Annotated in this window: 18 protein-coding genes and 2 tRNA genes; 8 read left to right on the top strand and 12 right to left on the bottom strand. The window is 63.7% G+C overall.

Features of this window, described 5'->3' with window-relative positions:
* Positions 1-29: 29 nt before the first annotated feature.
* The 6 genes from LB564_RS04460 to LB564_RS04435 form a co-directional block, all read right to left on the bottom strand.
* The gene (locus LB564_RS04460) at positions 30-311 is read right to left on the bottom strand and encodes an acyl carrier protein (protein WP_010909964.1); all 282 of its coding nucleotides are present in this window, start codon (positions 309-311) and stop codon (positions 30-32) included.
* A 177-nt stretch (positions 312-488) separates the two neighbouring features.
* A complete protein-coding gene (locus tag LB564_RS04455) occupies positions 489-1,631 on the bottom strand; it encodes a slipin family protein (RefSeq protein WP_224535246.1) in 1,143 nt (380 codons plus the stop codon).
* A 356-nt stretch (positions 1,632-1,987) separates the two neighbouring features.
* A tRNA-Met gene (locus LB564_RS04450) sits at positions 1,988-2,055 on the bottom strand.
* Between the two features lie 2 nt (positions 2,056-2,057).
* Positions 2,058-2,131: transfer RNA gene (locus tag LB564_RS04445), tRNA-Tyr, on the bottom strand.
* A 227-nt stretch (positions 2,132-2,358) separates the two neighbouring features.
* A complete protein-coding gene (locus LB564_RS04440; RefSeq protein WP_140701672.1) occupies positions 2,359-2,907 on the bottom strand; it encodes a histidine phosphatase family protein in 549 nt (182 codons plus the stop codon).
* A gap of 100 nt (positions 2,908-3,007) precedes the next feature.
* Positions 3,008-6,028, bottom strand: a complete 3,021-nt coding sequence (locus LB564_RS04435; RefSeq protein WP_224535243.1) for a caspase family protein — start codon at positions 6,026-6,028, stop codon at positions 3,008-3,010.
* Positions 6,029-6,134: 106 nt separating this feature from the next.
* Here LB564_RS04435 and LB564_RS04430 point away from each other — a divergent pair, with 106 nt between their 5' ends.
* From LB564_RS04430 to LB564_RS04420, 3 genes are all read left to right on the top strand, one after another.
* Positions 6,135-7,085 (top strand): AEC family transporter, encoded by a 951-nt coding sequence (locus LB564_RS04430; RefSeq protein WP_224535241.1) that lies wholly within the window; start codon positions 6,135-6,137, stop codon positions 7,083-7,085.
* Between the two features lie 183 nt (positions 7,086-7,268).
* Positions 7,269-8,726: an NAD-dependent succinate-semialdehyde dehydrogenase gene (locus tag LB564_RS04425; protein WP_224535239.1), complete on the top strand. Its 1,458-nt coding sequence runs from the start codon at positions 7,269-7,271 to the stop codon at positions 8,724-8,726.
* Positions 8,727-8,810: 84 nt separating this feature from the next.
* A complete protein-coding gene (locus LB564_RS04420) occupies positions 8,811-9,833 on the top strand; it encodes an aldose epimerase family protein (protein WP_224535237.1) in 1,023 nt (340 codons plus the stop codon).
* Between the two features lie 4 nt (positions 9,834-9,837).
* On the opposite strand, the gene LB564_RS04415 is transcribed toward LB564_RS04420, so the two are convergent.
* The gene (locus LB564_RS04415) at positions 9,838-10,761 is read right to left on the bottom strand and encodes a sugar kinase (RefSeq protein WP_224535235.1); all 924 of its coding nucleotides are present in this window, start codon (positions 10,759-10,761) and stop codon (positions 9,838-9,840) included.
* 151 nt (positions 10,762-10,912) lie between these two features.
* Between LB564_RS04415 and LB564_RS04410 the strand changes: the two genes are divergently transcribed.
* From LB564_RS04410 to LB564_RS04395, 4 genes are read left to right on the top strand one after another with little or no spacing between them, the layout of a single operon-like run.
* Positions 10,913-11,362 carry a FixH family protein gene (locus tag LB564_RS04410; protein ID WP_224535233.1) on the top strand — a complete coding sequence of 150 codons (450 nt, stop codon included), beginning with the start codon at positions 10,913-10,915 and terminating at the stop codon, positions 11,360-11,362.
* A gap of 7 nt (positions 11,363-11,369) precedes the next feature.
* Entirely contained in the window at positions 11,370-12,569 is a 1,200-nt protein-coding gene (locus tag LB564_RS04405) for a cytochrome-c peroxidase (protein ID WP_224535231.1), read from the top strand.
* A gap of 57 nt (positions 12,570-12,626) precedes the next feature.
* On the top strand, positions 12,627-12,950 hold the full coding sequence (locus LB564_RS04400) for a type II toxin-antitoxin system RelE/ParE family toxin (RefSeq protein ID WP_224535228.1): 324 nt from the start codon (positions 12,627-12,629) through the stop codon (positions 12,948-12,950).
* On the top strand, positions 12,947-13,261 hold the full coding sequence (locus LB564_RS04395) for a helix-turn-helix domain-containing protein (protein WP_140701663.1): 315 nt from the start codon (positions 12,947-12,949) through the stop codon (positions 13,259-13,261). Before LB564_RS04400 ends, LB564_RS04395 begins: the two co-directional genes overlap by 4 nt.
* A gap of 4 nt (positions 13,262-13,265) precedes the next feature.
* On the opposite strand, the gene LB564_RS04390 is transcribed toward LB564_RS04395, so the two are convergent.
* Positions 13,266-13,718 (bottom strand): Lrp/AsnC family transcriptional regulator, encoded by a 453-nt coding sequence (locus LB564_RS04390; RefSeq protein ID WP_127872699.1) that lies wholly within the window; start codon positions 13,716-13,718, stop codon positions 13,266-13,268.
* A gap of 163 nt (positions 13,719-13,881) precedes the next feature.
* On the opposite strand from LB564_RS04390, the gene putA reads away from it, so the two are divergent.
* Positions 13,882-17,490 carry a bifunctional proline dehydrogenase/L-glutamate gamma-semialdehyde dehydrogenase PutA gene (putA, locus tag LB564_RS04385; protein WP_224535227.1) on the top strand — a complete coding sequence of 1,203 codons (3,609 nt, stop codon included), beginning with the start codon at positions 13,882-13,884 and terminating at the stop codon, positions 17,488-17,490.
* 12 nt (positions 17,491-17,502) lie between these two features.
* Here putA and LB564_RS04380 read toward each other — a convergent pair whose 3' ends face one another.
* The 4 genes from LB564_RS04380 to LB564_RS04365 form a co-directional block, all read right to left on the bottom strand.
* Entirely contained in the window at positions 17,503-17,817 is a 315-nt protein-coding gene (locus LB564_RS04380; RefSeq protein WP_224535225.1) for an antibiotic biosynthesis monooxygenase family protein, read from the bottom strand.
* 65 nt (positions 17,818-17,882) lie between these two features.
* Positions 17,883-18,920 carry an energy transducer TonB gene (locus LB564_RS04375; protein ID WP_224535223.1) on the bottom strand — a complete coding sequence of 346 codons (1,038 nt, stop codon included), beginning with the start codon at positions 18,918-18,920 and terminating at the stop codon, positions 17,883-17,885.
* 91 nt (positions 18,921-19,011) lie between these two features.
* On the bottom strand, positions 19,012-19,449 hold the full coding sequence (locus LB564_RS04370) for a hypothetical protein (protein WP_224535221.1): 438 nt from the start codon (positions 19,447-19,449) through the stop codon (positions 19,012-19,014).
* Between the two features lie 6 nt (positions 19,450-19,455).
* Entirely contained in the window at positions 19,456-21,645 is a 2,190-nt protein-coding gene (locus LB564_RS04365) for a TonB-dependent hemoglobin/transferrin/lactoferrin family receptor (RefSeq protein WP_224535219.1), read from the bottom strand.
* Positions 21,646-21,703: the final 58 nt, after the last annotated feature.

Genomic DNA, 21,703 nt, shown 5'->3' with positions numbered 1-21,703 from the left:
AGCGCGTCAAGTCACGCGCCCTGACGGCCTCAGGCGGTCTTGGCGGCGACCAGCGCGTCGATCTTGGCGCACAGGTTCTTCATGACGAAATAGTCGTCGGTCGAAGCCTTGCCGTCATTGACTTCCTGGGTCCACTTTTCCAGCGGCACCTTGATGCCGAATTCCTTGTCGATGGCGAAGACGATGTCGAGGAAATCGAGACTGTCGATGCCGAGATCGTCGATGGTGTGGCTCTCGGGCGTAATGGTGTCGATATCGATCTCGCTGGTGTCGGCAATGATCTTGGCGACTTTGTCGAACGTGGTGGACAAGGGGCTTTTCCTTCTTTGCGGGCGGAATCTGTCCGCAGCTTGTTTGGGCGCTGTCTAATCGGTTTTTCCCGGCAGGAAAAGGCCTGATGAGCCGGGCGCAGATGGGTAGCGGTCTCCAGAAACGCAAGAAGGGCCGCGGTTTGACCCGGCGGCCCTTCCTGCTGACGTTGGGTAAGCTCAGCTGTCGCGGAGCTTGACCAAGTCGTTGAGCAGCCCGCCCGTCCCGTTGTGGACGGTCAGCCGCTCGACCTTGCCGGCGATGGTTTCCAGAGCCTCGAGCTCCTTCAGCCGCAGCATCACCGGGTTTTCGGCCATCACCCTGGCCGTGTTGAGCAGCGAACGCGTGGCGTTCGTCTCCTCGCGGCGGCGGATGACGTTGGCCTCGGCCTGCTTTTCGGCCGAAACCACCTGGTTGAGGATCTCGCGCATCTCGCCCGGCAGGATCACGTCCTTGAGCGCGATGTCGCTGACCTCTACGCCGATCTCGGCCATATCGGCACGGACCTTGGCCGCGGCTTCCTCGTCGACCGTCACCTTCTTCTCGAGGATCTGGTCGAGGGTGAGCCCGCCCAGCGTCTTGCGGAAGGCGTACTGCAGGGCGCGGTAGAGGGCCTCGGAGAAGTCCTTCACGGCGCTCACTGCCTTGACCGGATCGACGACCCGGTATTCGGCCGCGATGTTGACGCGGATCGTGACGCGATCCTTGGTCAGCACTTCCTGCCCGGCGACATCGAGCGACTGGCGCTTGAGGTCGACGACCTTGATCTGCACCATGCGTCCGACATTCCAGAAGCCGTGCACGCCAGCGGCAAGCGTCCGTACCAGGACACCGTCGATGAACAGCAGTCCGGCCTGTCCATCGACGACCGGGTGGACGGACATCAGCTCCACCTTCCTGGCCTGGCCGAGCCGGCGCATGAGCGCCGGATCGATGGCCAGGTCAGCCGACGTGTCGACCGTCGTCACCTTCCACGGCCCGGCATCGGTCCACAGGACGAGCTTGCGATCCGGCGCCAGCACGGCATGCAAATTGCCGTCGCGCTCGATGACGGCGACTTCCGTGCGCCCGGTGCGGACGACGGTGAAATGACGCGCGGCCACGTTCGGGAGCTTGTCGAACAACGCCTTCTCGTACGCCGAAACGAATTCCGGGTTCCTCAGATCGTGCCGCGAGACTTCAAGGCTGCCGCGCCGGTTGGCGAGCCAGTGCTCACCCGGCAGCAGGACGGCCTTGATCTCTCCCTTGTACAGGGTGAGGGCACGCTCATTTTCCTTTACGAGGACGCGCTCGCGCCCAAGAACTGTATCGAGAATAGTCATTGTCTTACTCCTGTCGGGCATGGCCCCATGCGAGGCGTCAAATCATGCGTCGATCTTCCCTTCATTTCTCGTTTCACTTCCAATTCCGGCACGAATGATCCGGGGACTGGTGGCATCAATCCGTGGCGGGCCTTCGGGAGCGGATCGCGGGGCAATGAGGCGGGCTCGGGAAGCCTTGGCCTCCCTTGCCGGCGACACAGCGCCTTGATCATCACCGCGAGCCTAGCCGCGAGCCGATGGCGTCAAACCTTTCGATCCGGCCTCGGCCCGAAGGCTTCGGCCGTCCGTCGGACTTGAAGCATTCCAGTCCCCGGACCGTTTTCAGATAACACCTGGCAGGGTGCTGGCTTATCAGGCCAATGGAGAAGGACTCGAACCTTCGACAGTCAGATTATGAGTCTGATGCTCTCCCAACTGAGCTATCCGTGGTGCGGATGAAGGGACTCGAACCCCCGACCTCCGGATTATGTCCGGCGCTCTCCCAACTGAGCTACACCCACGATCCCAATCCCTAAAGCGGCGCCGTATACAGGGCGGCAAAGCCGCCTGCACGGGCGGAGACGAAAGCTCCAACCGTTGTGCTCGCTTCGGTTTTCGTGACCGGGAGCGCGCCTATAGCCCCTGCGACGGGTTGTCGCAAGCGACATTGTCGGGGTGGATTCGCGGCTTCTTCCGGAAGTGGCATTTAAGCCACACCGGCTCATCCAGACTTGTGAATGGAATCACTTCAGAAAGTGACGCGGCCGAGCACGCGCAGACCGTCGCCTTGCGGTTCGACGACCACAGCTTCGCCTTCACGTGGCGAGATGCCGGTCAGCGCGACGATATTTTCCAGATGGGTGACCATGACCAGATTGTCGGAGCCGGAATAGGCGTGGATTTCCTTCATGATGGCGGCGATCTGCGCTGCCTTCTGGGCATCGTCGCCCTTCAGGAGATCAAGCGGTGCGAACAGTTCCGGCTCGGCCTCGAACGCGATGCGCGCGGTGTCGAGGCATCGGCAGTAGCGGCTGGACAGGACGCGCTCGACGGGAGCCGCTCGCGCGGCGAACAGGGCGCCGATCTTGCTTGCCTGTTGCTTGCCGCGTGCCGACAGATTGACCTGGGTGGAACAGCTGTCGATATCGAAGTTGGCCGGGTCGGTGGTGCCGGTGGTCATGGCGTGGCGCAGCAGCACGACATGCCCGCCGTCACGCAACAGCGCCCATCCGGCGTCCGTCGCATGCGCGGCGGCGGGGACGACAAGCAGGAACAACGCCAAGGCAAATCGGATCATCGCCACCCTTCCAGGAGCCCGCAGCGGACTCCGACCATTCGCATATAGGGATTGGAAAGCGGGTACAAAGACAAGCCGGAGATCGGCAGCGTCTCAGGTCTCACTTTTTGGCGAGTTGCTGCTTCACCAGATCGATCTTCTGGTCGGTGAGCGGGATGGGGATGGTGTAGCCGGCTTCGGTAAAGCCCTGCTTGGCGTTCTCGAAGAACGCGATGGCCTTGAGATACTCCGGCTTGCCACCGCCATAGCTGGCGCGGTTCCAGCTGACGTCGCCAAGATTGTTCTGCTCAAAGGCCCACTGCATCGGCTGGCTTTGCCTCGTGAACACCTTCAGTGTCGCGGTGAAAGCCGCCTCGGCCTCGTCGAGATATTTGCCGGTCCGTTCGATATTGCCGAGGTTGAGCAGGCTCATGCCGATGCCGTTCTGGGCGTTGGCCCAGTCGACCGGTGCGGTCTCCATGGTCAGCACTTCGAGCGCCGCACGCCGCGCGGCGATCGAATCTTGCAAGGTTTTGGGGTCGGCATTGCTCATGCTCAACCAGTGCAGCGTTGAGCCTAGGCCAGCCTGGGTCAGCGCCCATTGCCGCGGGTTGGTTTCGCGCTTGTATTCGCGCAAGGCGTTGCGGTAGGCCTCGACCGCCTCGCTGTAGTGCTCGGGCTTGTCGGTCACGCCGCCAAGAAGCTGCAGCGTGTTGCCGAGATTGTAGTAGCTCATTGCCCAGTCCAGCGGGAATTTTCGCCTGACATAGACCTGGCGGGCCGCCTGGAATGCCGCAACCGACTGCTCCAGCCTGGTCGCGTCGCGGGTGCGCTGGCCAAGCGTCTGGTAGATCGAGCCGAGATTGTTCTGCGCCGACGCCCAGTCCATCGGGAAGCGCTGCCGGGTAAACACCGCCAGCGCGTCGTCATAGGCCGCCGCCGCTTCTTCGAGCGTGCCGGTGCCCATGTCGAAGCGGGCGACGCCGCTCAGCGCATTGCCGAGGTTAAGACGGCTGGTGGCCCAGGAGACCGGGAAGGTTTCACGGGTTCTGACCTCGAGCGCGGCGCGAAAAGCGTCGGCCGCCTCGTTGATCCTCGCCTTGTCGTTGAGCTGGATGCCAAGGGTCACAAGCGTGTTGCCGAGATTGTTCTCGACCATCGCCCACTCGACCGGCGTTTTTGCGCGCGTGTATTCCTCGAGCGCCAGCCGGTAGGCCGCTTCCGCCTGCGTCAGATGCTCGCCGGCGGGTTCACGTTCGGAGAGCGCATAGAGCGCGAGGCCAAGATTGTTCTGCGACGACGCCCAGTCGAGGGGAACCTTGTCGCGCGGGCGCTTCTCCAGCGTGGCGCGCATCGCCGCCACCGCCTCGTTCAGGCGCTTCGGGTCGCTCTCGCGTTCGCCGATCTTCAGCAGCACATTGCCGAGATTGTTCTGCGCGGCGGCCCAGTTGAGATCGTCTTTCACACGTTCGAACACCGCAAGCGAATCGCGAAAGATCTGGGCTGCCTCTTCGAGATGCGCGGTCTCGGTCTCGCGCTCGCCGATGTTCTGCAGCACCACCGCCATGTTGTTGCGGGTGATGGCCCAGTCGCGGTTCTGTTCGCCGTTGGGAATGAAATTCAAAATAGTGCGATAGGCTGCGATCGCGCCCTGCAGCGAATCCAGGTCGCCGGTGGCGTAGCCGTGGGAATTAAGCGCCTCCGCTTCCTGGTTCTTGTAGTTCCAGCGCAGCTTGTCATCCCATTTCTCGGCCAGCGAGAACGCCTTGGCGTAATCGTTGGCGGCCGATTTGTAATCGAAGACCAGCGCCGAGGCGTCGCCCCGCTTGGCATAGATCGCGGCGTCGGCAATGCGCTTCTGCTTGATCAATTCCTCGGCCTGATCGACCGTGTCGTTTGTCTCTTCGACCCGCCCAACGGCGTCATCGAGGAATTTGCGCGCGGTGGCGATCGCGCCTTGGCCGATGGCCTTGTCGGCGGACGCCACCAGGCGTTTGATCTCCGGGTCGTCGGTGCGCAACGCGGCGCGCTCGGACATCATCTTCTTCAGGCGCTCGGCCTGCGCATCGAGCACTTTTTGCAGGTCGGTCGGATCTTCGGGGATTTTCTCCGTGCCGAGCGCTTTCAGCACGCCGTAGAGCGCGTCGAGCGGGACGCCTTCCTGCAGCGAGGCCAGTTCCACCTGCGCCCGTTTGGGGTCGGGCAGGTCGGAGATCGTCAGCAGCAACTGCCGCCGTTCGCCGGTGATCAGACCGTCGTCGCCGGTCGGTTCGGGCGGCGCGACACCGAAATAGAGCAGGCGGCGCAGGCTTTCATTGACCCAGGGACGCTGCCTGGCCTTGGTGTCGAGATAGACCTCTTCCGTCACCATGCGCATGACCGAACCGAACTCGGTGCCTTTCATCGCCGCGAGATGGCGCAGCAAAGCCGCCGCGTAGGGGCTGTTTTCGCCAGCGGCGCCATCGAGCGCCGGACGGCCGGGCTCGGCGGCGAAGCCGATCACCGTGCCGAGGCTCGCGTCGGCGGCCTGCGCGTTGCCGAGGGCCTTGGCGCCGCGTACCGGTTCCAGCCCGCCGGCGCCGATCGGCTCGGCCGAAGCCGTCGGTGCGCGCCGCACCGTGGCATCGGCAGGAAACGGATTGGTGCGGCAGGCGTCGAGCAGCATGATCGTCACCGGCACGGTCTTCTTCAATTCGTCCATGACGGCGGAAATCGGCACCAGCGCCTGATCGGCATCCTTGAGCGACGACATGTCGGCGTCGACCGGAACCAGATAATTCTCGCCGCCGGCCTCGATCCCGTGACCCGAATAGTAGATGAGAGCGACGTCGGCGCCCTCGGCGTCCTCGACGAAGCGTTCGAGATCGCGCTTCAGCTTGCCGGCGTCGCGGTCGCTGACGTTGCGGGCGTCGAAGCCGAGATCGGTCAGCATCTTGGCCATGTCGCGGGCATCATTGGCCGGGTTGGGCAGCGCGGCGATGTGTTCGTATCTGGATTGGCCCACGATCAGCGCCACGCCCTTGAGGTCTTTTGCCTCGGTTGGCTGAAGCATCGACGCTGCAAGGGAGACAAGCATGGCGACAAACAACGTCAGCCACGCACGCCGGAAAAGACGCAGTTTCGAGGTGTCGACAAAGGTCATTTGTCGTTCCGCCCTGATGATCCAAGCCCTCTATAACCCTGCCAGCCGACGATGATCAAATTCAGGCGCGATTGCGCCCTGAGCGTGGCTCGCCTATCCCTGAAAAATGTCTCCGCTTACCGAAACCGTCCTGTTCGTCTTCAGTCTTGTCGCGCTCGGCTATCTCGCCGGGCTTACGGGCTATCTCAGACCGGCGAGCGGCGAGGGGATATCCGATTTCGCGGTCTCGGTGGCCATGCCGCTGCTTCTGTTCCAGACCATGGTCAATGCCGATTTCCACGGCGTCGCGCCATGGCCGCTGTGGGGTGCCTATTTCACCGCCGTGGCGATCACCTGGGCCGCCGGCCATATTGTCACCACGCGGGTCTTCGGCCGTGACGCGCGCGCCGGCGTCGTCGGCGGCGTATCGTCCGCCTACTCCAATGTGGTGCTGCTCGGAGCCCCCTTCATTCTTGGCATATTCGGTCCGAGCGGTTTCGAAGTGCTGTCGCTGCTTGTCTCGGTACATCTGCCGATCATGATGATGGCTTCGATCGTGCTGTTCGAGATGTTCGGCCGCGGCAGCGGCGAACAGGTCCATCCCTTGCGCGTCGTCAGAAGTTTCCTGCGGCGGCTGTTCATCAATCCGTTGATCATCGGCATTCTCCTGGGCCTCGCATGGCGCCTGAGTGGCGTGCCGCTGCCGAACCTCGCCATGCGGTTGGTCGATGCACTGGCCGACACCGCCGGGCCGGTGGCGCTGTTTGCCATGGGGCTCAGCCTGCGCCGCTTCGGCATATCGGGCAATGTGCGGCCGGCGCTGGCGCTTTCGGCGCTGAAGCTGTTCCTGATGCCTGCGCTGGTTCTTGCCTTCGTCTGGCTGCTCGGCCTGCCGCCGCTGACGGCCAAGGTGGCGGTCGTGGTGGCGGCACTGCCATCGGGCATCAATTCCTATCTCATCGCCGTCCAGTTCAACACCGGCCAGGCGCTGGCGTCGAACCAGATGACCATCGCTACCGCCTGCGCGGCCGTCACCACGGCTTTCTGGCTGACGGTCGTGCTGCATGTTTTCGGGTGAGGTTGACGGCGTCGTGCGCCGCCCCGCTCTCGTTTCGGGCTGGTCCAACCCCTATATGCCATCTTGCGATTGCTTGCGGGGCTTTCCCTAGGTTAAGAGCAATGGCTCCAGCGTGCGGCCCTGCCTGCGCTTTACCGAAGACATCCAGATAGCGGCCCGTGAGCGCCGAACGGAGGCTAGACCATGCTTCAGAAAACCAGCCATTTCATGCGCCAGGCCAATCTCATCAACGGCGAATGGGTGCAGGCCGACAGCGGCCAGACGGTCGATGTGAACAATCCGGCCACCGGCCTCAAGATCGGCACCGTGCCGAAGTCGGGCAAGGCCGAGACCCGCCGCGCCATCGAGGCCGCCGACGAGGCGTTCAAGACCTGGCGCAAGACGACCGCGCTCGAGCGCTCCAAGCTGCTGCGCAAGCTGCATGACGCGATGATGGACAATCAGGACGTGCTGGCCGAACTGCTCACCATCGAGCAGGGCAAGTCGCTGTTCGAATCGAAGGGCGAGATCGGCTCGGCCGCGTCCTATATCCTGTGGTTCGCCGAAGAAGGGCGCCGCACTTATGGCGACGTCGTGCCCTCGCCATGGGCGGATCGCCGCATCCTGGTGACCAAGGAACCGGTCGGCGTCATTGCCGCCATCACGCCGTGGAATTTCCCGTCCTCGATGCTGGCCCGCAAGCTCGGTCCCGCACTTGCCGCCGGCTGCACCGCCGTGGTCAAGCCGGCGTCGCAGACGCCGTATTCGGGTCTCGCCTGGGGCGCGCTGGCCGAGGAAGTCGGTTTTCCCAAGGGTGTCGTCAACATCCTGACCGGTGCCGCCGGTGAGATCGGCGACGAGATTTGCGCCAATCCGCTCGTCAAGAAGATCACCTTCACCGGCTCGACCGAGGTCGGCAAGATCCTGATCCAGAAATCGTCGGTCACGGTCAAGAAGGTGTCGATGGAGCTCGGCGGCAACGCGCCGTTCATCGTCTTCGACGACGCCGATATCGAGCGTGCCGTTGCTGGCGCGATCACCGCCAAATATCGCAATTCCGGCCAGACCTGCGTCTGCACCAACCGCTTCCTGGTCCAGGCCGGCGTCTATGACAAGTTCGTCGAGAAGCTCGCCGCGGCCAGCAATGGACTGAAGGTCGGTTCCGGCCTCGAAGAGGGCGTCCAGCAGGGGCCGCTGATCGATGAGAAGGCGGTCGAGAAGGTCGAGGAGCTGATCGCCGACGCCACCGCCAAGGGTGGCAAGGTCGTCGCCGGCGGTCATCGCCATGCTCTGGGCGGTTCGTTCTTCCAGCCGACGGTCATCGCCAATGCGACGCCGAAAATGCGGTTCATGAAGGAAGAGATCTTTGGGCCGGTCGCACCCGTGTTCAAGTTCGAGACCGAGGAAGAGGCCGTCGCGCTCGCCAACGACACCGAGTTCGGCCTCGCCTGCTATTTCTATACCGGCGATCTCGGCCGTGCCTTCCGAGTCATGGAAGGCCTGAAATACGGCATGGTCGGCGTCAATGAAGGGCTGATCACCACACCGGAAGCGCCGTTCGGCGGCGTCAAGGAATCGGGGCTCGGCAAGGAAGGCGGCCATCAGGGCATCGAGGACTACCTCGATACCAAATATGTGTGCATCGGCGGCCTCGGCCTCTGATAGGCTGGTGCTGGGGCAGGCTGGTAAACCTGCCCCAGGCTGACCACCAGCCGAAGTCCTTTGGATCCACTGGCATTTGCGGGCATGACGATGAAGGACGGCGAGGTTTTCGGCACGACGCAGGCGGGCGAACCGGTCCGCCGCTTCACCATCAGGGGCGGCGGCCTTACCGCCAACATCATCGGGCTCGGCGCCATCGTCCAGGATCTGCGCCTGACCGGGCACGACGCGCCGCTGGTCCTCGGCTACAACAATCTGGAAGCCTATGAGACCGACACCGGCTTCTTCGGGGCGGTGGTCGGGCGCTACGCCAACCGCATCGGCGATGGCCGTTTCACCATTGGCGGCAACCGCTACCAGACCGAGCGCAACTTCCTCGACAAGCATACGCTGCATGGCGGCTCGCAAGGCTATTCCCACAGACCATGGACGGTTTCGCTGCATGGCAGGGATTTCGTCACGCTGACGCTGCATGATCCCGACGGCGCGATGGGCTTTCCCGGCGCGCTCGACGTCACCTGCACCTACCGGCTGAAGATTCCCGGAACGCTCAGCGTCGAGCTGACGGCGACCTGCGAGGAGCCGACGCTGTGCAATCTCACCCAGCATTCCTATTTCAACCTCGATGATGGCGGCACCGGCGACATTCTCGACCATCGCATGATGCTGAACGCCGGCGCCTATCTGCCCGTCGACGGCGACATGATCCCGACCGGCGTGGTCAAGCCGGTTGACGGCACGCCCTTCGATTTTCGCCAGGCGCGGCCGTTGCGGATGGAAACGGAGGGCGAGCAGTTGCCCTACGACCAGAATTTCTGCCTTGCCTCGGCGCGCGGTCCGCTCAAGCAGGCGGCATGGGTGCAAGGGGCGAATTCCGGCGTCGAGATGGAAGTGTGGACCACGGAGCCCGGCGTGCAGCTCTATACCGGGCAATATGTGACGCCGCGCACCGGCCTGGAAGGACGGAACTACAAGGCCTTCAGCGGCTTCTGCCTGGAGCCGCAAATATGGCCGGACGCGCCGAACCGGCCCTATTTCCCGCAGGCGACGCTATGGCCTGGCGCGATCTATCACCACGTGACCGAATACCGCTTCCGGCAGGGTTAGCTTTTCAAGACTTGTCGAACGCTGCACGCAGCGTCTCGAACGGCGCCAGCGCCCCTCGAACCTGGACGACGGCAGCGGCAACGCGATGGCCCCGGCGGGCGGCTTCCTGCGGACTGTGACCGGCAAGACGAGCGGCGAGATAGCCGCCATTGAAGGAATCGCCGGCGCCGGTCGTGTCGGCGGGCATCGCGACATGGATTGCAGGCACGTCCTGCAATGATCCGTTTTCGGCAATCAGTGCCGGCTGCTCGCCGTTCTTGACCGCGACCTCTTTGACCAATTGAGCGAGGCGATCGGCGGTCGCCTGTGGTGTCTCATCTCCAAACAGCATCTGCTCGTCCGGAAAGGTCGGCAGCGCGATATCGGTGACGGCAAGCGCTTCGACGATCGCTGCCTGTGCGTCGTCGCGGCTGCGCCACAGCCGTGGCCGGTAGTTGGGATCGAAGGCGACCGTCGAGCCGGCCGCGCGCGCCTTCGCCACGGCCGCCAGAAGTGTGGCACGCGCGGCCTCGTCCAGAATTGCCAAAGTGATTCCGGAAAAGTACACAAGAGATTGATTTTGCAGATTTTCCGATAGTGCTGCCGGATCCGACGCGAGCTGCCGGGCGGCGGCGTCGCCGCGCCAGTAGGTGAAGGAGCGTTCGGCGCCGGTCAGCGTGATGGCATAGAGGCCTGGCCGCGCGCCTGGTATGACCGGGCTGGAGCCGATGCCGATGCCGTTTTCGGCGAAGAAAGCGATCTGGCCCTGCGAGAAAGGATCGTCGCCGAACGCCGAGACATAGGTTGCGGGCCGGTCGCCGTTCAGCGCATGCAGCGCCCACAGCGTGTTGAACGTGTCGCCGGCAAACCCCATGCGCCAGTTCGGCCCGGTCTGGCCGGAAAGTTCGAGCATGCACTCGCCGATCGACGCAATGCCGTTTCCCACCATCTGCGATCCTCCAGTGATTTCGGTGCTGTAGCTTTTTGCCGGACGCAGCGCCATGCTTGGCAAGCAGGCATTTTTGCGCCACAGCGTTTTCCCACAGGCTGGCGGGATGCGATCCGCCCGGCGGAGCGTTGTCCGCAGAAGAGGAACCGGTTTGGCATCGTTATGGCGTTATCTCCTGGCAGGTCTTGGTCTGGCTGCTTTGCTGGCCGGCGTACTCGCGGCCGTCTACCTGACCGCGCCGCAGTCGGGGCAACCGCTCGGACCGGATGTCTCGCGGACGAAGAAAACAGACAATGGACTCTACGTGACGAGCTTCGTGCCGGAACGTGGTGTCGTGCGGCAGGGCGAACTGGAAGCCTGGGTGCTGACGCTGAAAACCAAGACCGGGGCTTCGGTGGAGCGCGCCGCGATCGCCATCTCCGGCGGCATGCCGCTACACAATCACGGTTTGCCGACCAGCCCGCAGGTCACCGATTATCTCGGCGAGGGCCGTTACCGCATCGAGGGACTGAAATTCACCATGAGCGGCTGGTGGCAGCTGCGTTTCGCCATATCGTCCGGCGCGGGCTCCGATACGGTGCTGTTCAACGTGGTGCTGTGAGCGGTCGATGAGGCGCCTTTTCTGCTCTCTGGCGCTGGCCATGGCCGCCATTCTTGCTGGTTGCGGCAAGCCGGATTTTTCCGATGCGGAGAAGCAGACGATCGCTTCGCTCGCGCTGAACACGCTACCGGCGCTGAAGCCCGACACCACCAACCGGTTCGCCGATATGCCGGCCGCCGCGGCACTCGGCTCGACGCTGTTCTTCGATGTCGGGATGAGCCACGACGGCACGGTGTCCTGCTCGACCTGCCACAAGATCGACCGCCAGTTCCAGGACGACCTGCCGCAGGCGGTGGGCGTTGGCCGCACCAACCGGCGCACCATGCCGCTGGCCGGTGTGGCGCGCGACCCCTGGTTCTTCTGGGATGGCCGCCGCGACAGCCTGTGGGCGCAGGCGCTGACACCGCTCGAAAATCCGCTGGAACAGGCGGGAAACCGCACGGCCTATGCACATTACATGAAGGCGCGTTTCGGCGAACGCTACGATCGCATCTTTGGGCCATTGCCTGATTTTTCCGGCATTCCGCCGAATGCCAGCCCGCTCGGAAGCGATGCCGAAAAGGCTGCCTGGAACGCGATGAGCGATACGCAGCGCGATGCGGTCAACCGCGTCTATGCCAATATCGGCAAGGCGATCGCTGCTTTCGAACGCTCGATCGAGCCGGCGCCGACGCGCTTCGACCGTTTCGCGCTGGACCTTTCCACGGGCGCCGAGCCGAAAGGCGATGCCATCTTTTCCAGAGAGGAAATCCTCGGGCTGAAACTGTTCATCGGCAAGGCCAATTGCGTGACCTGCCATAACGGCCCGCGCTTCACCGACAACAGCTTTCACAACACCGGTGTGCCGCCTGTCGCGGACCTGCCGCCGGATCGCGGGCGCGTCGATGCGGTGGCCCAGGTCGAGGCCGATCCGTTCAACTGCTTCGGCGCCTATCGCGACGGCGACGCCAGTGCCTGCGGCGAGCTGCGCTTCATGGTCAAGGATGCGCCGGAACTGGTGCGTGCCTACAAGACACCATCGCTGCGTGGGGCTGCGACACGGCCGCCTTACATGCACGCCGGGCAGTTTTCATCGCTCGACGAGGTGGTGGCTCACTATGCCAAGGCTGCACCAAGCGTCGAAGGCACCTCCGAGGTTCATCCGCTGGAACTCTCTGACCGCGAGCGTGCGGAACTGGTAGCGTTTTTAAAGACGCTGGCGGAGTGAGAGGCAGCGGGCAAGTCGGTGTTGAAATAATATTGCAAAAAAGGTATATTTCGTGCGATGAGCTGGACCGTTGCGTTTCTCAATGTTGAGGTGAGGCAGGAGCTCGAAGCTCAGCCGAAAGATATCCTGGCCAGCTTCCTTCGAATATCGCGTTTGGTCGAAGAGCATGGGCTGCAAAAGGTCCACGAGCCCTATGTAAAGCATCTGGAAGGCAGGCTTTGGGAGATGCGCATGAAGGGTCGTGATGGTATCGCCCGTGCTATTTATGTAACTGCTGCCGAACGTCGAGTGGTTGTGGTGCGAGTATTCGCTAAAAAGACCCAGAAGACGCCTCGAAGCGAGGTCGAGCTGGCCCTCAAGCGAGCAAAGGAGGTTCTATGAGCCGGAAAACAATTCTCGTTGAGGACGCCGCAAAGGAGTGGTTCAAGGACCCGGAGTTCGTTGCCGAATATGAGGCGCTGGACGAGGAGTTCGCGATCGCCGAAGCTTTGATCAAGGCCCGTGGCGAAGCGGATATGACGCAGGAAGAGGTCGCTGTCGCCATGGGCACCACGCAGGCGGTGATTGCTCGCTTGGAGAGCGGTCGAAACATGCCTTCCACTCGGACCCTGCAGCGTTTTGCCAAGGCGACGGGCTCGAAGCTTCGCATCCGCTTTGAGCCCGGGAAGCCAAAGTCACGTACTGGCCACTGAACCCCTATCTGTCCTTCACCGTCTCCATCGCCACGAAGGTCGAGGTCTGGGCGACATGCGGCAAGGCCGAGATGCGCTCGCCGAGCACGCGGCGGTAGGCGGCGATGTCCCGGGTGCGGACCTTCAGGAGATAATCGAAGCTCGACGCCATCATGTGGCACTGCTCGATCTCCGGCACGGCCTGGACGGACCGGTTGAAAGCATCGAGCGCGGCGGATCGGGTGTCAGACAATTTCACCTGGACGAAGGCGACATGGCCTTCACCCATGCGCTCGCGGTCGATGATCGCCTGATAGCCTCTGATGTAGCCGTCCTTCTCCAGCCGCTTCACGCGCGCCTGCACCGGCGTCTTGGACAGACCGACCTTTGCCGCGAGCTCCGACATGGAAAGCCGGCCATTGCCGGCCAGCGCTGACAGGATGTTCCTGTCGATGCGGTCCAATTGGTCTTCTATCATCGAAAACGTAGCCTAAATCCGTGATTTCTGGCCATATGATAGACCGATTGAACTTCCATGTCGATTTTTTCGGACCGCCTGAAATCCAGCACTTGTGCTAGCTTGCGCCATTCGGTCCGGTGACCGCCGGTCCGCTCCCTGATGCTTGCTTCACAGGACCGCCATGCCGCTCGACGCCATCCGCCAGCAGATCCGCGCCAACTATTTGCCCGACGAAGACGAGGCTGTCAGACGATTGGCCGAGGCAACCGGGCTTTCGGCCGGAGACCGCAAGGCGATCTCGACTCGCGCGGCCGACCTGGTGCGGGCGGTTCGGGGCTCCACCGACCCCCGGCTGATGGAAGTTTTTCTTTCGGCCTACGGTCTCTCCACCAAGGAAGGCGTGGCGCTGATGTGCCTGGCCGAGGCGCTGCTGCGCGTGCCCGATACCGAGACGATGGACGACCTCATCGCCGACAAGATCGCGCCGCACGACTGGTCGGCGCATTCGGGCGGTTCGAGCTCGATCTTCGTCAACGCCTCGACCTGGGCGCTGATGCTGACCGGCCGCGTGCTCGATGAAGGCGAGGGCGGCATCGAAGGCACGCTGCGCTCGATGGTGCGCCGTCTGGGAGAGCCGGTCATCCGCAAGGCGGTGGCCGCCGCCATGCGCGAGATGGGCGAGCAGTTCGTGCTCGGTCGCACCATCGCGGAAGCCGTCAAGCGCGGCCGGCAGATGACGCAGAAGGGTTATCTCTATTCCTTCGACATGCTGGGCGAGGCCGCCCGCACCGAGGCGGATGCGCTGCGTTATCACAAGGCCTATGCCGACGCCATTTCCTCGCTCGATGCCGGCTCCAACGGCCCCGATATCCGCTACAACCACGGCATCTCGGTCAAGCTCTCGGCGTTGCATCCGCGCTACGAGGTGGCGCAGAAGGAAGAAATGCTGCCCATGATGGCCGGGCGGCTGCTGTCGCTGGCGCTCGCGGCCAGGCATTCGCGGATGGGACTCAACATCGATGCCGAGGAGGCGGATCGCCTCGATCTGTCGCTCGATGTGATCGAGCGGGTGCTGGCCGAACCGGAACTTTCTGGCTGGAACGGTTTTGGCGTCGTTGTGCAGGCCTATGGGCCGCGCGCGGCCTTCACCATCGACTGGCTCTATGCGCTGGCGAAAAAGTACAACCGCAACATCATGGTGCGGCTGGTGAAGGGCGCGTATTGGGACACCGAGATCAAGCGGGCGCAGACGCTTGGGCTCACTGGTTATCCCGTCTTCACGCGCAAGGCCAACACCGACGTGTCCTACATGGCATGCGCGAAGAAACTGCTTGGCATGACCGACCGCATCTATCCGCAGTTCGCCACGCACAATGCCCACACCGTCGCCGCCATCCTGTCCATGGCCGACAACCGCGACACCTTCGAGTTCCAGCGCCTGCATGGCATGGGCGAGGCCTTGCACGAAACCGTGCGCCGGTCGGAGGGCACGCGCTGTCGCATCTATGCGCCGGTCGGCGCGCATTCGGACCTGCTTGCCTATCTGGTCCGCCGTCTGCTCGAGAACGGCGCCAATTCCTCCTTCGTGCACCAATTGACCGATGAGGAGGTGGAGCCGGAAGATATCGCGCGCGATCCGCTGGAGACGATCGAGAGCCAGGGTCCCGCCGCCAATCCGGCGATTGCCAGGCCATCCCAGATCTTTGGGATCGGGCGCCGCAACTCGAAAGGATTCGACATTACCGACACCGTGACGCTGGCTGCAATCGACAAGGCCAAAGCGGCTTTTGCCGGGCCGGATCGCTGGCACGCCAAGCCGATCACGCGCGCCGCCGGCTATGGCAAGCAACGCCCGATCGTCAATCCGGCAAAGCCTTCCGAGGTCGTCGGCACGGTTCACGAGGCCGCCGCCAAGCAGGTCGCGACCGCCGTGCGCATCGCTGTCGAGGCGCAGCCGGCCTGGGCAAAACGGCCGGTTGCCGAGCGTGCCGCGATCCTCAACCGCGCGGCCGACCTTTACGAGGCCAACGCGGTCGAGTTCTTCGCGCTCGCCACCCGCGAGGCCGGCAAGTCGCTTGCCGACGGCGTCGCCGAGGTGCGCGAGGCCATCGACTTCCTGCGCTACTACGCGGCGGAAGCGGTGAATGCCGAGGCCGGCACGCAAGCGCGCGGTGCCATCGTGTGCATCTCGCCATGGAATTTCCCGCTCGCCATCTTCACCGGCCAGATCGCGGCAGCGCTCGTCACCGGCAATTCGGTGATCGCCAAGCCCGCCGAGCAGACGCCGCTGATCGCCTTCCGCGCGGTCGAGATGCTGCGCGAGGCCGGCGTGCCGGAAGACATCATCCAGCTTCTGCCGGGTGACGGTCCCTCTGTCGGCGCTCCGCTGACGGCGGATCCGCGCATCGCCGGCGTCTGCTTCACCGGCTCGACCGAGGTCGCCAAGCTGATCGAAAAACAGCTGGCCGAGACGGCGGCGCCTGATGCCATGCTGATCGCCGAGACCGGTGGTCTCAACGCCATGATCGTCGATTCCACCGCGCTGCCCGAACAGGCGGTGCGCGATATCCTGGCCTCGTCCTTCCAGAGTGCCGGCCAGCGCTGTTCGGCGCTGCGCGTGCTCTATGTGCAAAAGGACGTCGAGAAGAAGATGCTGGAGATGCTGAAGGGCGCCATGGAAGCGCTCAACATCGGCGATCCCTGGCTGATCTCGACCGATGTCGGCCCGGTCATCGACGACGAGGCGCAAAGCTCCATCCGCGACTACTGCACGAAGATGGGCCTGCAGGGCCGGCTGCTCGCCAAGCTCGAAGCCCCGAAAGACGGGCGCTTCGTTGCGCCGCATGTCTTCCGGGTCAAGGGCATCGAGGAGATGGAACGCGAAGTGTTCGGGCCGGTGCTGCATGTCGCCAGTTTCGACGCCGACCAGATCGACAGCGTCATCGCCGCCATCAACCGCAAGGGTTATGGCCTGACCTTCGGCCTGCACACCCGCATCGAGGGTCGCGTTCAGCATTTCGTCGACGGCATTCATGCCGGCAACATCTACGTCAACCGCAACCAGATCGGCGCCGTCGTCGGCTCGCAGCCCTTTGGCGGCGAAGGCCTTTCAGGCACCGGACCGAAGGCCGGCGGGCCGCACTATCTCAGGCGTTTCCGCAAGGGACCGGAAGCCGGCACGGAAGTCGGCGAGGGCCACAAGGTGACGGCCACCGAACTCGCCGACAATCTGCCCGATCCGGCGCTCGGCGGCTGGTCGACACGGCCGGACCGGATCGCCATCCTGAGGAAGCATCTGCGCGGCAAGGGCGCGGCGGCGATCGGTGCGGCGGCAAGCATCGATTTCGGCCAGGTCGATTTGCCCGGGCCGACCGGCGAGGCCAACACGCTGTCGCTATCGCCGCGCGGCCGGGTGCTGTGCCTGGGTCCGGACGGCGACACGCTGCTGGCGCAGACCATTCAGGCACTTGCCGCCGGCAATGCGGTGCTGGCCGTCGCGCCAGGCGCCCCGGCGGCGCTCTCCGCGTTGACCGGCAAAGGCCTGCCGCTGGCGGCCATCGACGGCCGCCCCGATCCCGTCGAGGCGCGCTCGCTGCGTGTCGACGTCGTTGCCTTCTCTGGCACGCCCGAGGCGGCGCGTATCGTGCGCAAGGTGATCGCCGAGCGTTCGGGCCCGATCATGCCGCTGGTCAGCGAAGTGCTTTATCCGGCTGCTTATGCGCATGAGCGGGCCGTCTGCGTCGACACCACTGCGGCGGGCGGCAATGCCAGCCTGCTTGCCGCGGCGTAGACTGGCCGGTTCTCAGGCACCCTCGACGACGGAAAAGCCCTCGAATTGCGGGTGGCCGAGATAGTGGACTTTCGTCGTGCCGACATTGCGGTGGGCGGCGCGAAAATTCTCCGATCTGGTCCAGGCGACGAAATCCTCATGGCTCGCCCACACCATGTGCGACGCAAACAGCGTATAACCTTCGGTCTCGTTGACCGGGCCGCGCAGCAGATGGAACTCGCGAAAGCCTTTCATCTCGGCAAGGCTGGAATCGCGGTTCTTCCATACGGCTTCGAAATCGGCCTCGGAGCCGGTCCGCACCTTGAAGCGGTTCATGGCGATGTACATGGAATTCCTTTCTGATCGTTGGATCGCGCTGATTGGCGAATGGTTTGAGCGGCAAGGCAGGACCCTCAGAACGGTCCAATTGCGCCTGTGAACACCAGGCTGTTGCCTACCTTGGGTGGGATGGGCGGGAAGGGCGCTGCCTTGCGCACGATGCCGAGCACGACCTGATCGAAGTTTGGCGATCCAGAGCTTTGCAGGATACGCAGATCGTCGATGCCGCCGCGGCTGCCGATGACGAATGTCACGACAGCATTGTTGAGCGCTGTGAGCTGCACCGCTGGAGGCACTGCACGATTGACCCCGCTGAGCTTGCGGATGACGTCGCTGCGATAGCTGTCCTCCGTGGCGCTGCCCACCTCTTTTTGCTTTTTGCCTTTGCTAGCCGTCCGCGCGGAGCGGACTTGGCCGTCGGCCGTGCCGCGCTTGTCGTCCACTTCGCTTGCCGCGACGGCTGGCGGACTTGGCCTGGGGCTGGGCACAGGAGGTTGTGTGATGGCGGCGACTGTGTCTGGGGTCTCGGGTTGAACCTCCGGCTGTGCCGGCTCTTCGATTTTTGCCGCAACGCTCTGATTGTCATCGCGAGGGACGTCGGTCACCAGTATATCGGGCGTTGACGAGGCCTGCCTTGCCGGCTCGGGTGACGGTGGCCTGGCCGCTTCACGGACAGGTTGAGACGGCTCGAGCGGCTTCTCGGGCGAGGCCGTGGCTTGCCGGGCAGGTGGTGGTTGGGGCGATGGAGCGGGACGAGCCGGTGCCGGTTTGGCCGGTTGTGGGTCGGGCACGAGTGTGACGTTCATCGCCTGCGATTCGCGATCCAGCGCGCTGCCCGCCACCTTGTCGCCGGCTTGGTCGCTGCCTTGCGACTGCGCCGTATCCGGCAAGTCGGCAGCGCCTTTGGGCGAGATCAGGAAAGCCGCCACCACGCCGGCGTGAAGCAGGCAGGACGCGACGATCGCCGCCGGCCATCTGCCTTTGGCTGCGGGTGGCATCCAGCCGATCGGCTCTGCGGGCACGATGGCCAACTCGTCGCCGGCGTCGGGGAGGGGACTGATTTCCTGCATGTCGCGCGGCGGAAATTGCAGCGGCCGGCGCAGACTTGTCAAATCAAGATCGATTGCCCCGCTCCGAGACATCGAGACGCCGCCCAGCGGGCGGGCCGAGGTCTTTCCCAGGGATGCTGGATGCAGCCCCACCTCAGACGCCGAAAGCGATGCCGGTCTTGGTGTCCGTCTTCAGCTTGCGCATGCAGGCGGCCGGCTCGACGCCTGAGCCCACGCATTCGGTCGCGCTGTTGATCAGCACGCGGCTGACCTTCGCGCAGTCGGCGCCGGCAAGGTCAAAGCGCGTCACCTTTGTCTTGCCGGAAGGCAGGTCCTTGAAGTCGAGCACGGTCAGCCGGTCGACAACACCGGCCTCGTTGAACAACGCGATCTCGAACGCCGCCTTGGTGACGTCGGCGCCGAGACTGTTGTTGACCAGGAAGGTCAGCCGGCAGCCCTTTTCCGAAGGCTGCGCGGCATTGAGTTCGAGGGTCAGGACCGGCGCGGACTGCTCAGTCCACGCCGGAAGCGTCGCAAGCGACATCGCCAGCGTCGAGGTCAGCAGACGAAGCGATGCCGTCAAGCTCGTCATGGTGGATCAGCCTCCAAAACGCATGGTTGCCGCCAGTTTCAGCGTGATGCCGGGTTCATAGACCGCGACTGTCGTGCTGCCGTTGAGCGGGTTGGCGTATTTGACGTCGAACAGATTGTCGGCGCGGAAATCGACCTTCAGATTGTCGGTCGCCTGATAGCTGGCGAAGGCGTTGACCAGCGTGTAGTCCGTGGCCACCGCATTGCCCTTCGGCTTGCCATTGTACTGCACTTCACCGCCAACGGTCAGCTTGTCCTCGAGGAAGCGCAGGCCCAACTGAGCGGTGACCTGAGAGGAGGGGATGGTGGCGAGGTCGGCTTCCACGCCCTTGTAGGAAACGGTGTGACCGTTGGTGATCGAGGCGGAAAGCCCGGCATAGCCCCATGCCGCGTCGTAGACGCCTTCCAACTCGAAGCCGTCGATCTTGGCCTTGGCGAAATTCTGATATTGGAAGCAGATCGGGATGCCGGGGCCGAACGGGCAGCCGCTGCCTGGAGCGAACGGTGACAGGGTCACGCCGTCGATATAGTCGTCGACATCGTTGTTGAAATAGGCTGCCTTCAGGCGCAGGGCGTCGCCCGGCTCGAAAATATCGTTCTGCCTGTAATTGACGCCGAATTCGGTTGTCTTGCCCGTTTCAGGCCGCAGATTTGGATTGGGCAGGAACGGGAAGCTGACGCCGGCGGGATGATTGCCGCTGATCAGCGTCTCCGTGATCGACGGCGAGCGGTAACCTTCCGCGTAGGTGCCGTAGAATTGCAGGCCCGCAAGCCCGGCGCTCTCGAAAGGCGAGACACCGACCGTGACGCGCGGCGATAGCCTGTCGCCGGAAACATCGTGCGTGTCGTCCTTCAGGCTGTAGCTGTCGTAGCGCAAGCCGGCGATGACTTCGAGCCATTCCCAGGTGAGTTTGTCCTGGACGTAGGCGCCGGAGACGTTCCGCTTGCCCGATGGGGTGTAGAAACTGTCGCCGCCGGCCGCGCCGCCGGTCTCGACATTGTCGCCGACCCAGTCGCCGCCATAGGTCAGTTCATGCGCGACGCCGCTCGTTTCGAACCGTGACGTGTTCCAGATATCGATGCCGGTCGTGCCGACATCGAATGTCGACCGCGACCCTGCTGGCAGCACCACGGGAAGACCGGTCACCGGATCGAAGCGGTTCTGCGGGACAAGACTGGTCAGATCGAGATTGGTCTTGTTGTAGGAGGTGTTGATGTGGAGATCGAGCCAGCTCTTGTCCTCGTCCGTGATGTTGTAGCGGGCCGTGAAGGTGTTCGACTTCAGGTCGACATCATTCACAGGCACGCCGCCGCTGGTCTCGTCCCAGCCGTCGCTCGAGCCGACCCAGCCAAGCTTCAGCTCACTGTTCTCGGTCGGCCGGATGGTGGTCTTGAGCAGGCCGCTCAGCACGTCGAAGCCAGTGCCGTTGACCGTGTCGCCATCGCCATCCTTGTAGTTGTCGTAGTCGCGATAGACGATGTTGCCCAACACGTCCCAGTTTTCATTGATGCGGTAGGCACCGGTGGCACTGGTAGTCCAGCCCTTGCCGTTGCTCTCGTAGCGTCCGGTGACGGAACCGGCCCAGGTCTCTTCCGGCTTGAGGAAGTCCTGGGCATCCTTGGTGTCGAAGAACACGACACCGCCAATGGCGCCCGAACCATAGGTGTTGGCGACCGGGCCACGGATCACGTCGACGGATTTGACGAGCTCGGGATCGATGTAGAAGGTCGACTGCGTGCCGTGGTCGGAGCGCTGGAAATTCTGGCGCGCGCCATCGACGATGACAGCGACGCGGCCGAAATCCTGCAGGCCGCGGATGTTGATGCTGGTGCTGACACGCCTGGCATCGGCCTGCGTGGCGACACCCGGCACACCGAGCAGCATCTCGTTCGGCGTCGTGGCCATGCGCCGATCGAGCTGTTCCTGGTCGACATGGCTTGCCGAGGCCAGCGATTGGATCGCGGTCTCGCCGGTGCGGCTCAACACCAGGATCTTGTCGAGCAGCGTCGCGCCGGCGGGGGCTGCTTTTTCCTGGTCAGTCTTCTTCGATTGATCGGCCTGCTCGCCCGCCGGCCGCGTCGCCTGTTGCGCGTGCGCGAACGGCGCGGACAGGGCGACCACCGCCACGCTTGCGAGCAAAGCCGCCGCACCGTTCGCCGCCGATCGGCCGCGCCGTTCCCAAATCATCAACCCCATGCCCCAACTCCAAATCCCAGGTTCCATGCTGGCTGGCCCGGGGCTTGCTGGCATTTTT

It is taken from the genome of Mesorhizobium sp. ES1-6 (genome assembly GCF_020164775.1).
Classification (GTDB): domain Bacteria; phylum Pseudomonadota; class Alphaproteobacteria; order Rhizobiales; family Rhizobiaceae; genus Mesorhizobium.
Note: the sequence above shows the minus strand (reverse complement) of the source record. Positions and strands in the feature narration are given on the sequence as shown.

What these genes read in the sequence shown, in the direction of transcription:
- LB564_RS04455 (WP_224535246.1), bottom strand. Translation starts at nt 1,631, where the DNA reads ATGACTATTCTCGATACAGTTCTTGGGCGCGAGCGCGTCCTCGTAAAG.
- LB564_RS04440 (WP_140701672.1), bottom strand. Translation starts at nt 2,907, where the DNA reads ATGATCCGATTTGCCTTGGCGTTGTTCCTGCTTGTCGTCCCCGCCGCC.
- LB564_RS04435 (WP_224535243.1), bottom strand. Translation starts at nt 6,028, where the DNA reads ATGACCTTTGTCGACACCTCGAAACTGCGTCTTTTCCGGCGTGCGTGG.
- LB564_RS04430 (WP_224535241.1), top strand. Translation starts at nt 6,135, where the DNA reads ATGTCTCCGCTTACCGAAACCGTCCTGTTCGTCTTCAGTCTTGTCGCG.
- LB564_RS04425 (WP_224535239.1), top strand. Translation starts at nt 7,269, where the DNA reads ATGCTTCAGAAAACCAGCCATTTCATGCGCCAGGCCAATCTCATCAAC.
- LB564_RS04420 (WP_224535237.1), top strand. Translation starts at nt 8,811, where the DNA reads ATGACGATGAAGGACGGCGAGGTTTTCGGCACGACGCAGGCGGGCGAA.
- LB564_RS04415 (WP_224535235.1), bottom strand. Translation starts at nt 10,761, where the DNA reads ATGGTGGGAAACGGCATTGCGTCGATCGGCGAGTGCATGCTCGAACTT.
- LB564_RS04405 (WP_224535231.1), top strand. Translation starts at nt 11,370, where the DNA reads ATGAGGCGCCTTTTCTGCTCTCTGGCGCTGGCCATGGCCGCCATTCTT.
- LB564_RS04400 (WP_224535228.1), top strand. Translation starts at nt 12,627, where the DNA reads ATGAGCTGGACCGTTGCGTTTCTCAATGTTGAGGTGAGGCAGGAGCTC.
- LB564_RS04395 (WP_140701663.1), top strand. Translation starts at nt 12,947, where the DNA reads ATGAGCCGGAAAACAATTCTCGTTGAGGACGCCGCAAAGGAGTGGTTC.
- LB564_RS04390 (WP_127872699.1), bottom strand. Translation starts at nt 13,718, where the DNA reads ATGATAGAAGACCAATTGGACCGCATCGACAGGAACATCCTGTCAGCG.
- putA (WP_224535227.1), top strand. Translation starts at nt 13,882, where the DNA reads ATGCCGCTCGACGCCATCCGCCAGCAGATCCGCGCCAACTATTTGCCC.
- LB564_RS04380 (WP_224535225.1), bottom strand. Translation starts at nt 17,817, where the DNA reads ATGTACATCGCCATGAACCGCTTCAAGGTGCGGACCGGCTCCGAGGCC.
- LB564_RS04370 (WP_224535221.1), bottom strand. Translation starts at nt 19,449, where the DNA reads ATGACGAGCTTGACGGCATCGCTTCGTCTGCTGACCTCGACGCTGGCG.
- LB564_RS04365 (WP_224535219.1), bottom strand. Translation starts at nt 21,645, where the DNA reads ATGGGGTTGATGATTTGGGAACGGCGCGGCCGATCGGCGGCGAACGGT.